This window comes from Streptomyces sp. DH12 (assembly GCF_020873895.1).
Classification (GTDB): Bacteria; Actinomycetota; Actinomycetes; order Streptomycetales; family Streptomycetaceae; genus Streptomyces.
Map to the genome: position 1 here is coordinate 39075 of NZ_JAHWGT010000028.1, position 15095 is coordinate 54169.

Annotated in this window: 9 protein-coding genes; 2 read left to right on the forward strand and 7 right to left on the reverse strand. The window is 76.9% G+C overall.

From position 1 onward, the window contains the following. Positions 1-256 precede the first annotated feature (256 nt). Together LPA54_RS23635 and LPA54_RS23640 are read right to left on the reverse strand one after the other, a co-directional pair. The gene (locus tag LPA54_RS23635; RefSeq protein WP_228981109.1) at positions 257-1510 is read right to left on the reverse strand and encodes a hypothetical protein; all 1254 of its coding nucleotides are present in this window, start codon (positions 1508-1510) and stop codon (positions 257-259) included. A gap of 544 nt (positions 1511-2054) precedes the next feature. Next, positions 2055-2633 (reverse strand): snapalysin family zinc-dependent metalloprotease, encoded by a 579-nt coding sequence (locus tag LPA54_RS23640; protein ID WP_228981112.1) that lies wholly within the window; start codon positions 2631-2633, stop codon positions 2055-2057. Between the two features lie 487 nt (positions 2634-3120). Here LPA54_RS23640 and LPA54_RS23645 point away from each other — a divergent pair, with 487 nt between their 5' ends. Next, the gene (locus LPA54_RS23645) at positions 3121-3777 is read left to right on the forward strand and encodes a cutinase family protein (protein WP_228981114.1); all 657 of its coding nucleotides are present in this window, start codon (positions 3121-3123) and stop codon (positions 3775-3777) included. 147 nt (positions 3778-3924) lie between these two features. Here LPA54_RS23645 and LPA54_RS23650 read toward each other — a convergent pair whose 3' ends face one another. Continuing rightward, positions 3925-5118, reverse strand: coding sequence for a BTAD domain-containing putative transcriptional regulator (locus LPA54_RS23650; protein WP_228981116.1), 1194 nt, complete (start codon positions 5116-5118; stop codon positions 3925-3927). A 124-nt stretch (positions 5119-5242) separates the two neighbouring features. Between LPA54_RS23650 and LPA54_RS23655 the strand changes: the two genes are divergently transcribed. After that, entirely contained in the window at positions 5243-5578 is a 336-nt protein-coding gene (locus LPA54_RS23655) for a hypothetical protein (RefSeq protein ID WP_228981117.1), read from the forward strand. Between the two features lie 123 nt (positions 5579-5701). On the opposite strand, the gene LPA54_RS23660 is transcribed toward LPA54_RS23655, so the two are convergent. From LPA54_RS23660 to LPA54_RS23675, 4 genes are read right to left on the reverse strand one after another with little or no spacing between them, the layout of a single operon-like run. After that, positions 5702-11068, reverse strand: coding sequence for a NaeI family type II restriction endonuclease (locus LPA54_RS23660; RefSeq protein WP_228981119.1), 5367 nt, complete (start codon positions 11066-11068; stop codon positions 5702-5704). Further along, positions 11061-11996, reverse strand: coding sequence for a MoxR family ATPase (locus LPA54_RS23665; protein ID WP_228981121.1), 936 nt, complete (start codon positions 11994-11996; stop codon positions 11061-11063). Before LPA54_RS23665 ends, LPA54_RS23660 begins: the two co-directional genes overlap by 8 nt. Further along, complete coding sequence (locus tag LPA54_RS23670; protein WP_228981122.1) at positions 11993-14056, reverse strand: hypothetical protein; 2064 nt, start codon at positions 14054-14056, stop codon at positions 11993-11995. The genes LPA54_RS23665 and LPA54_RS23670 overlap by 4 nt, the downstream gene beginning before the upstream one ends. Continuing rightward, the gene (locus LPA54_RS23675; protein WP_228981125.1) at positions 14053-15024 is read right to left on the reverse strand and encodes an alpha/beta hydrolase; all 972 of its coding nucleotides are present in this window, start codon (positions 15022-15024) and stop codon (positions 14053-14055) included. The genes LPA54_RS23670 and LPA54_RS23675 overlap by 4 nt, the downstream gene beginning before the upstream one ends. Between the last annotated feature and the right edge of the window lie 71 nt (positions 15025-15095).

Sequence of the window (15095 nt, forward strand, 5' to 3'; positions counted from 1 at the left end):
TCGCCGCGCGTCCCCCGCGAGGTGGGGAACGTCACCGTGTGCCGGGCGGCGGAACGGCGGTTCGGACCGTGCGGCGACGCCGGGGAACCGCCGTTCCCCCTGTTCACGTGGCGAGATCCGCACTCTGCCGACGCGACCGTCGGTCCGCCCGGCGGTGTGGGCGGTGGCTGTGGCCGCGGGTGCGGCCATGACCGGGGTGTGGCGGTGAGCGGGTGGGGCCGGTGGGGGTCCGCCGCGGCCGGGCGGTGGGGGCGGGTCAGTCGACGACGGGGCCGGGGGTGTCGTTGAGCGAGGTCCATTCCGACCAGGTGGCGGGCCCGGTCTGCCGGGTGTGGAGGACACCGGTGCTCCCCGCGCCGAAGACCTCGATCCGGCCGTCGGCGTTGGTGGCGGCGGTGACTTCGCTGCCCCCCGGACCGAAGGCGGTCCAACCGCCGTAAGGGGCGTTGGGGGCGGTCTGCCCGGTGCGGGCGGTGGTGTCGCCGTTCATGGCGAAGACCTCGATCCGGCCGTCGGGGGTGCGGTCACTGGTGAGCTGAGCGTCGGCGGGACCGCCGGTCCGCTCCCACCCCGACCAACCGGCCGGCCCCGTCTGGTACTTGTGGAACACCCCCGCCGGGCCGGAGGCGAAGACCTCAAGGCGGCCATCGGCGTTGTGGTCCGCGGTCAGGTCGTGGCCGCCGCCTCCGAAGGAGGCGTCCCACGCGGACCAGCCGCCGTCGGGTGCCGTCTGGTAGCGGTGCTGGAACGTGGAGCCGTTGAGGGCGAACACCTCCAGGCGCCCGTCCGGTGACGTCTCCATCTCGACGCGGCTGTCCGCCGGACCTCCGCCGGTGGACTCCCAGTCGGACCAACGGCCGTTGGGAGCCAGTTGGTACCGGTGGAGGACCCCGGCCGGCCCGGAGGCGTACACCTCGATGCGCCCGTCGGCGTTCACGCCGGCCGCGGTGTCGCGGCCGCCGCCTCCGAAGGGCGACCAGTTCGACCAGCGGCCCGAGGGGGAGAGCTGCCAGCGGTGCCGGAAGACGTTCCCGTTGACGGCGAACAACTCCAGGCGGCCGTCCGCGTTCCGTGCGATGGCGAGCTGGGCGTCGCCCGGTCCGGCGAGCGGTTCCCAGGCCGACCAGTCGCCGTTCGCCTCCCGCTGCCACGCGTGGTGCACGCCGTCGGCGCCGGAGGCGAACACCTCCAGGCGGCCGTCCGCGGACCGTGCCGACACCACCCGGCCCGACTCCGCGGGGTGCACGGGCGGCTCGTTGCGCGACCCGGCGGCCGGGGTGCGAGGGGCCGCCTCGGGGGCGACGCCGTCGTGGCCGCTGGGGGAGTGCGGGGACACGGGCTCGACGACCGCGCCCGCCGCGGTCGCGGTCCGGGGCGCGGGGGAGGCGGCCGAAGCGGCGGTCCGGGCCGTGGCGGAGGACGCGGCCGGCAGCGCCGAAAGGAAGGCGGCCGTCGCCGCGACGACACCGATCAGTGCGCGGTGGGACAGTCCGGGTGATCCGGGACGCATCAGGCGCTCCTCCCCCTGGCTCTCGGGGTGTGTGGGACGGGTGTGCGGGACGGGCGCCCCGGTCGGGCCGTGCGCGGCCGGCGGCCGATGGCGCCGTCGCCGGTTCCGGCCGTGTGATCGGGCGGTGTGGAAGGTAGCAGCGGCGCGGAGGCCGGGGGCACCCGGAACGTTACGGACTGACAGACGCGAGCGCGTCGGCCAAGGGCCGTACACGACCGTGATCGGCCGCCCGCTCCGGCAGGGCCCGGCGGTCGCTGCCCGTCCGGGGCCGTGGTCGGCGGCAGGGACGCTGCCGCGCCGTCGGAGTCGCTGCCTGGGAGGGCCATGTGCCTCCGCGCACCCTTGGCGGTCACCGGCTTCGTTCGTGCGGTACCGGCCATGCGGCAAGCCATCGAGGCGCCGGCCTCGGGGGGCCCTTGCCCGCCGTACTGCGACGGGGCGAGCGGGCGGAGGGTGCGCCGCCCGCCGGCCGGGCGTGGGGGAACGAGGCGATGCCTGACCGCGTGTCGCGGTCAGGCATCGCCGGCTCCGGGGGTCGTCCCGGTCAGGGGGCGTCCACCAGCACGCGGCTCTCGCCGGGGGTGCGCACGGCGGCGCCGGCCGAGTACGTGTTCTCGACCCGCGAGCGTTCGGCCGTGTCGGGCACGGCGTTCCTGCAACCGGTGCCGGCGGTGGAGCCCGACATCAGCTGCGAGCAGGGGCCGGGCTTGGTGTCGGGCAGGCCCAGGCTGTGGCCGAGCTCGTGGGCGACGATGCGGGTCCTGTCGTATCCCTGGGCGACCGCCTGGCTGCCGAGTTCGACGCTGGCCCGGCCGCCCGGGCGCACCGGACCGAGGGTGGCCTGCGGCCAGCCGGTGGTGGCCACGATCACGATCTCGGCTCGGGTACCGGGCGCGGCCTTGACCAGTCTGACGTTGCCGACGTTGCCGTTCCACGCGGCGACTCCGGCCGAGATCGCCTGCTGCCAGCCGCCGGCCCGGCTGTCGTCGTATCGGAGCGTGACCACCGCGGCTGTGCCGCTCGCCGTGGTCGGTTGGGTCGCGGTCACGGCGTGCGCCGCCGGTGCGGCTGCCAGGAGCAGGGCCGCCGCGGCGGCGGCGATGCCCGGCCGTAAGTAGTGCATGAGCACTCCTCCGTGTGTGGGGGGTGGTCCGTTCCCATGGATAAGCATGAGCATGCCAACCCAGTTCACTTGCATGCCCGCAGACTCGTCAATCCATGCGAGCCGACTTCCGGGGAGCGCGTGGTCGCGGTCTTCGGGGGCGGTGACTGCCGGGGGCTCCCGTCGTGCGGGCAGGTGGCGTGCCCAAGCCGTGGAGGATACGTCGGAGCCCGTCCGGCGGACCGGCGTGCCGCTGGGCGCCACGGTGGCCCGGCGCCCACGCGGGCCCCGCGGCATGTCGGTGGTCCTGCCCCGCACCGGCGGTTTCATCAGGATGTCATCGGCCGCTGTCACGGTCATCCGGTGACCTCGGCCGACCGCCGCGCCGCACCGGAAAGCGGGCGGGCGGCCGGCTGCACGGACCGGTCGCACCGACCGGTCACACCGACCGGCCGCGTGGGCCCCTCGCACGGGCCGGGCGGGCCGACCACACACAGGGGAGAATCGCATGCGACGTAAAGGGATGGCGGCGGCGTCAGCCGGTGTTCTGCTGGCAGCCGGGCTCTCGGTGACGCAGGGCTCCGCGGCGTACGCGGCGGCTCCGTGCCAGGGCACCTACACGATCGTCGTCGGTGGCACGGGCAGTTCGTGGAACAACGACGGCTTCCACGGCAACATCCAGCAGCACGTCGGGTACCCCACCCAGATCCCCAACGGCGCGAGCGCCCGGGCCGGCGTCAACGAGCTGAACCGGCTGGTCCGCGACCAGCGCGCCGCCTGCCCGAACCAGCACGTCAAGATGGGCGGTTACTCCCTGGGCGCCGCGGTGGTGCACATCTGGGTGACCGAGAACTGGCAGACGTTCGGCAACGTCAACGCCATCCTCATCGCGGACCCCAAGCGCCAGGGCCCTCCCGGTGCCAACGGCGGGTCCGTGCCGTTCGGCGGGATCGTCGGCGCCCCGCTCGCCGGCGCCGACCGGTTCTTCGGCAACGTGCCGGTCAAGACGATCTGCCACTGGGACTACGTCTGCGACGAGTCGGCGGGCATCTGGACCTACCCGAACAACCACGTCAAGAACTACCAATCCCACGACTTCAACATGGACCACCACAACGACACCGCCAACGAGCAGTGGTACAACGGCGTCTGGTACCCGGCGTAGCCGCGGGAGCGCCGTCCGCACGGAGGGCCGTCGCCCGGGAGCGCGGGCGCGCCTTCGCCGCCGGTCAGGGGCCGGGCGGGACCGGCCGCCGGCAGGCGGTGCGCGGTGACGCGTCCCCGTGCCGCGCGGGGGGCGCGGGGGCGCGGGTCATCGACGTTCCGACGGGCCGCCGCGCCGCGCCCGCGGCCGCCCGGCCGGAGAGGGAGGGGCGAGGCCGAGACCGGCTTCGTCACCGCGCAGGATCATCCGGTACGTCCGCCGCAGCAGCCGGCTCGGAGGCAACCCCAGGTCGTCGGCGAGGCGGCGGCGGGCGCGGTCGAAGACGGCCAACGCGTCGGCCTGCCGACCGGTGCGGTACAGCGCGCGCATGAGCATCGCGGCCAGCGGCTCGTTCAGGGGGTGCGCGGCGGCCAGGGCGAGCAGCTCGCCGATCGCCTCCGCGTCCTGACCCAGCCGCAGTTGCCACTGCGCCTTCCGCTGCGTGAGCGCGACCCGGCGCTCGGTCAGCCGCAGCCGCTCCAGTTCGGCGAGAGGCCCCGGCAGCCCGGCCAGCGGCTCCCCGCCGAACAGGTCCAGTGCCCGGTGACAGAGGTGGACCGCCTCGGCCCCCTCGCCCGCCCGGTCCGCCGCCGCGCTCTCGGCGACCAGCTCCTCCATGCGTGCCGCGTCCACGTCGACCGCGCCGGGAGCCAGCCGGTACCCGCGCCAGGCGTGCTCGATGACCGCGTCCGCGCCGTCCCCGACGCGCAGGGCCTTGCGCAACCGGTAGACGTACACCGGCACGACGTTCGCGACCGGCGGCTCCGGGCCCCACACGTCGTCGAGGAGTTGCTGCCGGCTGCGGGTCCGCCCGGCGCGGAGCGCCAGCGCCGCCAGGACCGCTTGCTGACGCGGGTGCCCCAGGTCCACGGGGCGTCCGTCCACCCAGGCCCGCAGCGGCCCGAGCACGGACATCCGCAGCCGCGGTCCGGCCGCCCGGCCGGTATCCACCCGGCCGGCACCCGCCTGGTCGGCGTCCGCCCGGTTGCCGTCCGCCCGTGACACCGTGCCCGCCGACTGCGCGCGGGGGCCGCCACCGGGGGCGACCAGGCCGCAGTCGAAGGCGTGGACGATGGCGGCCGCCCGGTCGCGCAGGCCGAGCTTCACGAGGATCCGCGCGAGGTGCTGGGCCACGGCCTCCTCGGAGAGCGCGAGGGCGGCCGCGATCTCGTCGTCCCGCAGCCCGCAGCCGACCGCGGAGAGCACCGAAGCCTCCCGGCACCCGAGCACGTCGGCCGTGGCGGTGGCCGTGGCCGTGGCGGTGGCGGTGGTCGGGCGGTCGGTGGCGGCGGTCGTCGGCATCGCTGCTCCCCGGGCTGGTCGGTGTGGCGGGCGCCGTCGCAACGTAGTGGCCGGACCGTCGGGCAGGACATCCGGAACGATCCGGGGTGACAGGCCCACCCGGGGCCTCTTCCTCGGGTCGGACGTGGGGCTCGTCCACGCCCACGCCACCTCCACCGAGTCCGGCGACGTGGCCGAGGCGGAGGCGATCGACCGGGCCGTCGGGCGGCACGCGGCCGTCACGGCGACCAAGTCGATGACCGGGCACATGCTGGGCGCCTCGGGAGCGGTCGGGGCGCTCGCCGCGCTGCTCGCGCTCCGGGACGGCGTCGTCCCGCCGATCCTCAACCTGGACGCGGTCGACCCGAGGGTGGACCTCGACCTGGTGCGCGGCGGGGCCCGCGAGGGGGACTGGACGGCGTCGCTGGCCAACTCCTTCGGCTTCGGCGGACACAACGTCAGCCTGGTCTTCACGCGCTGAACCACCGGTGCGAGGACCGGGCGCGGGGCCTTCGGGCCTCGGTGCTTGCGGGCCGTGCGGACCTTGCGCGCTGTGTCTGCGTGTCTGTGTGTCTGCGTGCGCGGGGCTTGCGGTGGCTGCGGGTCAGCGGGGGCGGCGCGGGCTCGGCAGCTCCTGGGGGAGCGGCTCCACAGGGTCGCCCGGGCCGGCCACCACCCACGCCACGCCCCCCGCCACGACGGACGGCCCGGTGTGGTGCGGGCGCCGGCGCGTGAGGCGGACGCTCACGTAGGCGTGCGGGTCCGGTTCCGGCAACCGCAGCACGGCGGCCAGCTCCCGCCCCCGCCGGTTGCCGCCCAGCACCAGGACGCCTTCGTCGCGCAGCACGGCCGCCGCCTCCCGCACCCGCCGGGCACTGTCGCGCCGTCGCGTCACCGCGCGCAGTGCCGCGTCCGGTACGGGCCGCTCCCGCACCCGGCGGAACAGCTCCGCCGCCCGCTGCGTGGCGGAGGGGGGCGCCAGCACCGCCCTGCGATCCGTCTCGGCCATGCGGAGCAGCACGTTCTCCGGGAGCGCCGCGCCGCGGTGCAGCCAGAGCACCGACAGCAGCGCCTTCGACGTGAGCGGTGAAGGCGCCCCGCGGTGGACCGGGGCGACCCGCATCCCGGGCCGCATCCGCAGCAGACCGGCCGACCAGCGGGCCCGCTCGTCGTCGGCCCGCACCACCAGGAAGACGCCGCCCTCGTCCGCCTCCCGGAACGACCAGTTCGGCCAGCCGAGGGACAGCCGCAGCCGGAAGGGCGTCGCCGCGGGGAAGGCACGCCGCAGCTCCCGCTCCAGCAGGGGCCCGACGCGCGCCTTCTCCTCGGCGTCCAGGTCGGCCAGGTCGAACCGCCCGGTCGCCTCGGGGTCCAGCGCCGCGTCCAGGCACTCCCTCACGATCGCCGCGAACCGGCTGCCGTCCGGATCCAGGTCGTTGAAGACCCGCGCCAGCATGAGGAGTTCCGCGTCGTACACCGACAGGTCGAGGTGCGGGGTGAGGATGACGCACATCGCCTCGCCCGTCCCACCGGTGACCTCGCGCGGTACGAACAGGCCGGCCACCAGCTCCTCGGCCGGGCGTGGCCCGTGCCCGTCCCGCGACCGCCCGGCGAGCGCGTCGGCGGAACTCGCCCCGCGCGCCTCGGCGGGCCGCCGCGCGGTGAGCCGTCCGAACGCCTCGGGGGAGAGGCAGAAGGTGGGGTGGAACGGGAAGTTCTCCGAGACCTTGCGGAACTCCGCCGACCGCAGCATCGCCAGGGTCAACCGGATGTCGAGCTCCGACCCCGGCCCCCCGTCCTGCGGATCCAGGGAGGCCGTGTGGACGGCGAGTCTCGCCGCCGGGCGCTCCCCGTCCGCCTCCAGCCGCGCGGGCAGCCGTTCGGCCAGCGCGCGCGTCAACCGGTCGAGCGGCACCTCCGGGTCCACGTACAGCAGGCAGGCGTCCCGGTCGGCCTCCCAGCGGCGCCGGTGCCGCCGGGTGAGGACGCCGCCCTCCTCCAGGGCCTCGACGACCGGTGTCAGGATCCGCAGTTTCTCGACCTCGTCACCGCCCTCCGCGGCCATGGCCACCACGGTCCACGCGGTGCGGCCCGCGGCGTCCCGGTCCGCCCGGCCCGACCGCGCCTCGGCGACGAGGCGGTCGGCCTCGGCCCGGAGCCGGTCGTCATCCGCCCCGTCCAGTCGGGCCAGGGCCTCGCGCGCGGCCGCCTCGGCCTCGGGCGCGCGCCCCAGCGCCAGCAGGGCGCGGGCCACGCGGGTGAGCAGCCGCCCCTCCTCGGCCGGTGGTGCGCCCCGCGTGCGCAGCGCCTCCCGCAGCCGCTGCTGGGCGGCTAGGGCCTCCTCGTACCTGCCGGCGCTGTCGAGCGCCTGTTCGAGGCAGGTGAGGGCCTCCTCGGTCAACGGGTGCGGTTCCGGTCCGGGGAAGCAGCCGAGGGCCTCCCGCGCCGACCCGACCGCCTTGCTCGTCCAGCCGAGCCGGGTGAGGACGCGGGCCAGCGCCACGCACGCCTCGGCGAGCGCGAACCGGTCGCCGTCGGCCCGGGAGGCGGTGACGGCCTCCTCCAGGTGCTCCATCGCCTCCTTGTCCGCGCGCCGTCCGTCCGCCAGGGTGCCGGCGAGCCGGACCGCGACCGCGCCCGTGGCGGGGTCGTCCCGCCCGGGGCGCGGGCCGAGGGCGGTGAGGGACCGCGCCGCCCGGAGCGGCTCCCGGGCGGCGTGCTGCGCCAGGGCGAGCGCGAGCCCGGCGCGTACGTGGGCGACGCGGTCCCCGGCGGCGGTCGCGCGCATGACGGACTCTGCGGCCGCCTCGTGACGGGAGCGGTACGGGGTGGTCGCACCGGCGTCGTGGAGGAGGAGCAGCAGGTCCGCGAGGCGGCGCGGGCCCGGGGAGGCGGGACCTTCGGTCGCTTCGACGGGGTCGGCCGACGCCAGGGCGTTGGACACCCATGTGTCGTAGGCCGCCCCGTCGATCCGGCGGGACGCCACCCCGAGCCGCTCGTGCAGGGCGGAGCCCGGCCGCCGCTCCTGGTACAGGGCGGCCGCGGCGGCCAGATGGCGCCGCAGGAGCCGGGGGGCGGCGTCCGCGACCTCCGCGTCGTGCCCGTACGCGTGCCGCAGGTGGTGGTGCACCACCTGCGGCATCCGGTACACCCCGGGGGCCGGGCGCTCCAGCAGTCCCTCGGTGACCAGCCGGCCGAGCATCGCGTCGGGGCGGGGGACGCTCTCCAGGAGCGCGGACGCCTCGTCGGGCGCGAACGCCCCGGTCTCCGCGCGGGCCAGCAGCCGCAGGGCCGTCGACACGTCGGCGGGCAGGTGACCGAGCCGCAGGCGCAGGACCGCGCCCAGCTCCTCCGCCGGTGGCGCGGGTGCGTCGGCGGGCCTGGCCGCGCGGAGCAGGCGGGCGACCTCCGGTGCCGGTGGGGCCGACCCCGACGCGATCCACGAGCCGACGACCCGGAGGGCCGCCGGCCACCACGACCTGCCCTCGGTCAGTTCACGAGGCAGCGCGCCGCCCTGGGCCGCGGCCGTTCCGGCGGCCCGAAGCGCGCCCGTCGCTCCGGTGGCGGCGGTGAGCAGGGCGTGGGCCTCAGTGCCGCGCAGCGGCGTGAGTTGGACGCCGGGCAGCGGCTGCCGGGCCCGGGTCGTGACGATCACCGAGCAGCCCGGCTCCGACGGGAGCAGCGGGCGGAGGCGGTCGGGGTCGGGAGCGTCGTCGAGGACGAGGAGGACCCGCCTCCCGGCGAGGGCGGACGCCAGCCCCGCCGCCAGCTCCTCGGCGGTGTGCGGGCCCTCGCCGGGGGGAGCGCCCAGGTCCGTCAGGAGGCGGTGCAGGGCGGCTTCGGGCGGCACCGGGTGGCTGCTCGACCCGCGCAGGTCGACGTGGTACCCGCCGTCCGGGTAGTGGGCCCGCACCCGGTGGGCCACGTGCAGGGCCAGTGCCGTCCGGCCGGCGCCCGGCGCGCCCACGAGCGCGGTCACCCAGTGGACCCGGCCCCTCGGCGCGGCGAGCTGCTCGACGAGGTACCGGACCTCCTCCACCCGGCCGACGAAGGGCGAGGGGCCCGGCGGCAGCGACGACCAGGCCCCCTTTGACCCGGCCCCCTCCGTCCCGGCGGCCGGTTCCCCGCCGTCGGCGCCCTCCGGCTCCCGTCGGGCGGGGGCGGCGAGACCGAGCAGTTCGAGCGTCTGACGGGAGGCGTGGGCGAACGCCTCCCGACCGGCGGGCAGTTCCCGGGGCCCGGACGTGTCGCGGGCGACCGACGGCAGCCGGGCCGGGCCGTCGCCGCCCGACGCGACGTACCGGTCCAGGGCCTGGTGGACGCGCCACGCCTCGTGCGCGGCGAGCCGCTCCCGCAGCACCGCCCGTGCCTCGTCCGGCAGTACGAGGGTCAGCGGCCCGGCGGCCCCGGCGGGCTCCTCCAGGCCGAACAGGCCGCTGGTCACCACCTCCGCCACGTCCCCGGTGGTCGCCTCCGGCACCAGTTCCCGGCGGATGACGTGCAGGAGGGGAAGGCTCAGCCGGTCGAACGGCGAGCACAGGACCGCCAGTCGTACGGCCCGGGGGGCGGCCGTCCGCAGGAACCCCTGGGCGGCCCTCGCCGGCGGCAGCGGCGTCGCCGGCGGCCGCGGGCGGCCCGGCGGGCGTCCGCCGGGAGGGACGAGGACCGCCGTGCAGCCCTCGGGGGCGCCGCGCATCGCCGCCCGCGACCAGCGGTCCAGCGAGTGGGGCGACAGTGACAGCACCGGGATCGGCAGCCACGCGCCCTCGTCCCGCCCTCCGTCGTCCACCTCTCCGCCGTCCGGCGCGGCTTCGTCCGGCGCGGCTTCCCTGGGGGCGGTCCGTCCCGGCTCGGTGCCGCCGGACGGTGGGGCGTCCGGCGGGGACCCGCCCCGGGCACGGCCTTCCGCCGGGGAGACGGGCGCCGCCGACCCGGCCGTGGGCGTGCCACCGGGGGCGCCCCGGCCGTCCGGGGCGGGGAAGTCCGCGGCGGGCAGGTCGAGCAGCGGCGGCGGCTCGTGCGGCAGCCGACTGCGGTGGGCGCCCGGTGCGGCGGGCGTGAAACGGACCGTGGGCAGGTTCAGTCCGCCCCGCCGCCACAGCTTCGTGGGAAGGGGGTTGAGCAGCGCCATGGGCGTCGTCGCCGCCCACTCCCGCAGCAGCCGCCACACCGCCGGTCCCCGCCAGGCCGCCGCCATGCAGTCCGAGACGACCACCACGAGTCTGCGGCCGTCCGCGCGGCGCAACTGGCCCGGCGCCCGGGGCCGGCCGTCCCCGTCGAAGAGCAGGTCCCGCACCTGGAGCGTGCGGAAGGCTCCCAACCGGTCGAGGACGGCGGTGAAGTCGTCGAGGGTCTCCTCCCACACCCGCATGTGGGGGGAGCGGTCGACGACCAGCGCGAGGTCGAACCAGCGCTCCGGCGCCGCGGAGAACACCGGCAGCAGCTCACCGCTGCGGGCGTAACCGTCCACCGTCGCGTCGATGTCCAGGGCCCCGTGCCGCCCCTCGGGCCACGGACGCTTCCACGGCCGCAGCGCCCGCGTCACCTCCAGGGCGCGCGGCAGCCCGGTGGCGCGCGGGGCGGCCACGGCGTGGCCGCGCAGCGGCGCGCCCGCCCCCGGCAGCCGCTCGTGCAGGCGGTGCGCACCGACGGCCGGTGGCGCGGGCGTACGCGGCACGGCCGGGTCCGGTGGGGGAGTCGGAGGGCGCCGCGGCGGGGCCTCGGGCGGTGTGCCGCCCCGTGCGACCGGCTCCGTGTCCCGCGGGGCGTCCGACGGCGGCCGGGCCGGCGCCCGCGGGTCCGGGCGCGGCTCCGCCATGCGGGCGGCCAGCCACAGCGCCTCGGCCAGCGCCGTACCGTCCAGCCCGGTGGCGTGCGGCCCCGTCCCGGTACGCCGCTCCCCGCCCGCGGGGTCGAGCTCCGGGACGGCCGCCCGCACAGCCGCCAGGACCCGGGCCAGCGCGTCAGACACGGGACAGCTCCCGCAGCAACAGGTCCACGACCGCCTGCCGCCGCTCCTCGTCCGGCGCGGCGCTCCCCGACAGCAGGTGCACGGCGTTCAGCAACTGGTCGACGGCGAGGCTCTCGCCCGCCGTCAGCCGATCGACGAACGCCCCCACCAGTTCCCCGGCCGCCTCCGACTGCGCGGCGTCCGCCCCGAGGTGCGCGGCGACGACCCTGAGCAGCGTCTCGGGCGTGGGCATCGGCATCGTGAAGCGGATGCACCGGCGCAGGAACGCGGCGGGGAAGTCCCGCTCGCCGTTGCTGGTCATCACGATGAACGGGAACTCCGTGCACTGCACCCGGCCCCGCCGCACCTCGTGCAGGGCCTCGCCGCCCCACTCCCGGACGGCCACCACGTCCCTGCCGTACCGGGCCAGCTCCGGAATCTCGAACTCGCCCCGCTCCAGCACGTCCAGCAGGTCGCTGGGCAGGTCCAGGTCGCTCTTGTCGATCTCGTCGACGAGCAGCGCCCGAGGCCGGCTCGAGGGCAGCAGCGCCGTGCCCAGCGGGCCCATCCGCAGGAAGGGCGCGATGTCGTCGCTCCCGCCCGGGCCCTCCAGCCGCTGCGCGTGGATCCGGCCCAGGGCGTCGTACCGGTACAGGGCGTCCGCGAGGCCGCTGCGCGAGGTGATGTGCCAGCGCAGCACGGCACCGAGGTCCAACTCGGCCGCGACCTGCTCGATCACCGTCGACTTCCCCGAGCCCGCCGGGCCGGTCACCAGCAGGGGGCGGCGCAGGACGAGCGCGGCGTTCACCGCCTCCACCAGCCCCCGCGGCGGTACGAACTGCTGGTGCAGGGACCTGCGGGGGAACGCCCGCCAGGGCGGCGGCGCGGACAGTTCCACCCGCCGCTCCGGCGCCTCGCCGGTACCCGTGTAGAAGGGCTGCCAGGTCATGCGGGACTCTCCCCATCCGTCGCCGACTGTTCGAACCACCTGCAGAACTCGAGCCACTCCGGGTCGTCCCACACCGTGCGCAGCGGGGCGAGGTGCCCGCGGCCCCCCGGCGGGGCGACGCCGCGGCCGCTCCACCGGTCGCGGTACGCCCGGCAGAACTCCCCGGGCAGCAGGTGCCAGGACGCGTCCAGATAGCGCCGCGCCTCCACGGGGACGCGGTGCGTCTCGTCGTCCGGCCACAGCACGATGGGCGACGACGCCAGCAGCATCCCCAGCAGCGCCTCCAGGTGCCGGGGCCGGTGCTCCAGCGCCACCGCGCGCGTGCGCGGCTCGCTGCGGAGGCGGGCCTGCAGCTCCCTCGGCTGCCGGGTGTCGCTCTCGCCCAGCCAGTCCACGCGCGTGCCGTCGCAGGAGCTCTCCAGCGCGTCCAGCGTCCGCCGCGCGCGCTCGTTGATCCACCACAGGTCCTCGGGCGGCTGGATCCGGTCGCTCCACCGCAGCACCACGTCGTACTCGGCGCCCAGCCGCATCCCGAAGTCGGTCTCCTCGGGCCGCCACTGGACCAGCAGCGGCGCCGGCGCGGCGACCTCCACCCGGCGCAGCGGCGCGTCCATGCCGGCAGCCAGCCGCGACGCCCAGCGCAGCGCCGCCCCCACCTGACGTTCCACGCCGGCCCGGTCCGGGGTGCACGCGAACTCCTCGCGTCCGTGGACCGTACCGCCGTCGAGCAGCCACACCGCCAGGGACTCCGGCCACTCGTCGCCGACCGCCGCGTGCAGACTCACCACCAGCCGCAGCCGCATGGCGCGCGTCCGGTCGGCGAGCCGCTCGAAGGCGTCGTTGAGGTCGATGCGCGCGCTGAGGGCCGACGCCCAGCCCCGCACGGCGGGCGTGGACGGGTCGACGCGCGTCTCGTGTGCGAGGAGGGCGACGAAGTCGGTGAGCGGGCGGGTCCTTCGCTGACCCGCGGTCGGTGCCCGCAGCAGCAGGTACTCGACCGCGTCCCGCAGCAGTTCGGTGCCCGACGACTCGGGCGGCGCCTCCACGGGGCCGGGGCAGGCGGCGGCGAGCGCCCGCCGCAGGAGGCCGGAGGTGAGCGGCGCCCCCGGCCAGGTGTCCAGCAGGCCGACCGTCCGGACCCCGGCGGCCAGCCCGTCCACCAGGTCGAGCGCCCACGTCCGGGCCGGGGACGGCGGGGCCGCCGACAGCCCGCTCCGCAGCGCCTCCAGGTCCCGCACCGTCGTCAACGGCTCCTTCGGGAGCGGCTCTCCCACGGCGTCGAGGGCCCGCGCCAGTTCCTCCGCGCCCACCGGTCCCAGCAGGCCGCCCGCGGCGTGCGCGCCGTGGCGTGCGTTGCGCGCCAGCCACAGTCCGGCCGGGGCGAACAGGGCGCCGTCGAACTCCGCCCGCAGGACGGTCTGCCCGACCGTGCCGCCGTCCTCCCGGACCGCCTCCACGACGGCGTGCGGCGGCAGCGTCTCGCCGGCCGCGGCGACACCGTCCTGGAGTACCTTCACCAGCGTGCGGCTGAACCGCATCCCGTAGGCCTCCTCGGCCGCGCCCGACCCCATCAGGAGCGACAGCCGCGTGTCGCCCTGGCGGATGCCGTTCGCGACGGACTTCAGGTCCGGTACCGCGTTGCCCGCGTGGCAGGTGTCCACGATGGCGATCACCCCGGCCAGGCCCTGGGTCTCCAGCACCTGCGCGAGGAGCGAACCGACGTCCACCGCCGTGACCGGGGCCTCCGCCCGCGAGTCGCTCGCCATGAAGCACAGGCCCGTCCCCGAGGCCATGCCGTGGCCGAGCAGCGCGAGGACGAGCACCGCGCCGGCCTCTCCGGCGGCCAGGGCGGCCGCCCGTACCGCCGCCTCGACGTCCGCGCGCGCCACCCGCTCCCCGCACAGGAGCGTCGCCCCGACCGTCGGCTCCTTCTCGCAGGCGCCCACCCAGGGGGCCGTCAACGTCTCGTGCAGCGCCCCCGCCGCCTCCTCCAACCCCTCCAGGAGGCCGAGGTCCGGGCACTGCGCCCCGATCACCAGGGCGTGGCGCGGGCCGGTCATGACCCGGTGGCGGCGGTCAGCGCCTCCATCAGCGGTCCCGCCACGGCCGCCTGCGCCAGGTACTTCGCCGCCGGGTGCACCCACGCGCCGTCCGAGTCGACCCGGGCGCTCACCGGGCCGGCCGCGGCGGCGTTCGGCAGCACGAACCGCTCCAGGGCGGGCCGCGCGGCCACGATGTCGTCCCGGTCCCAGAAGTTCAACCACCGGTCCACGCACGCCGGGGTGGCGAGGGGCTGGGGCCGTACGCGGGGGAGGACGGCCGTCCGTACGCCGAGCGGTGAACCCAACGTGATCAGCAGCGGCACCCGGCCCTCGTGGGCGTGGAGGGTCTCCAGGGCGACGACCGTGCCCAGCGAGTGGGCGACGACGACCGTCGGGCCGTCCGCGTCCAGGCTCGCCGCCACCCTGCGGCGGATCCGCGCGTCCAGCGTCAACCCCGCGTCGTCCGGCTCGCCGCGGTTGAGGTAGCGGGCCACCTGGCCCAGCATCCCGGCCGTGAGCCGCGCGCTCAACCAGCCGCCACCGGCGCGCAGTCCGGGCAGCGCCAGCAGGCTCGTCAGCGCGTTCACCACGTGCCGGCCGGGGGCTCCAGCGCCCTGCGCGCCGTCCGGCGGGGCGAGCTGCGTGCGGGCGTGCCGCAGCACCCTCAGCTCCGTCGCCGTCAACGCCGGGTCGGTCAGCCGCTCGTCGATGGCCTCCGACAGCAGCTCCGCGACCAGCTCGTCGTCCTCACCGGACCGGCCCGGCCCCACCGCCGGGCCCGTGCCCTGGGCGCCGGCCGTACGGAACAGGTCGCCGTAGTAGGCGAAGCGGACGTCCGCGGCCCAGCCGCCCGTCAGACCGGACAGCCGGCTTCCGTGCCCGGCCGCGCGCGCCCCGTGGGCCGTCGCCCGTAACCACTCGTCCAGATCGGCGCCGGCGTCCCGGGGACCGCCGATGCCGTGGACGAACACCAGACGAGGCTTCATCGCTCCCCCTCCTCGACGTCCGAGTTGTTGATCGATCCTTTCGTGGACGGCCGAGGAGCGGCAACCCCTGT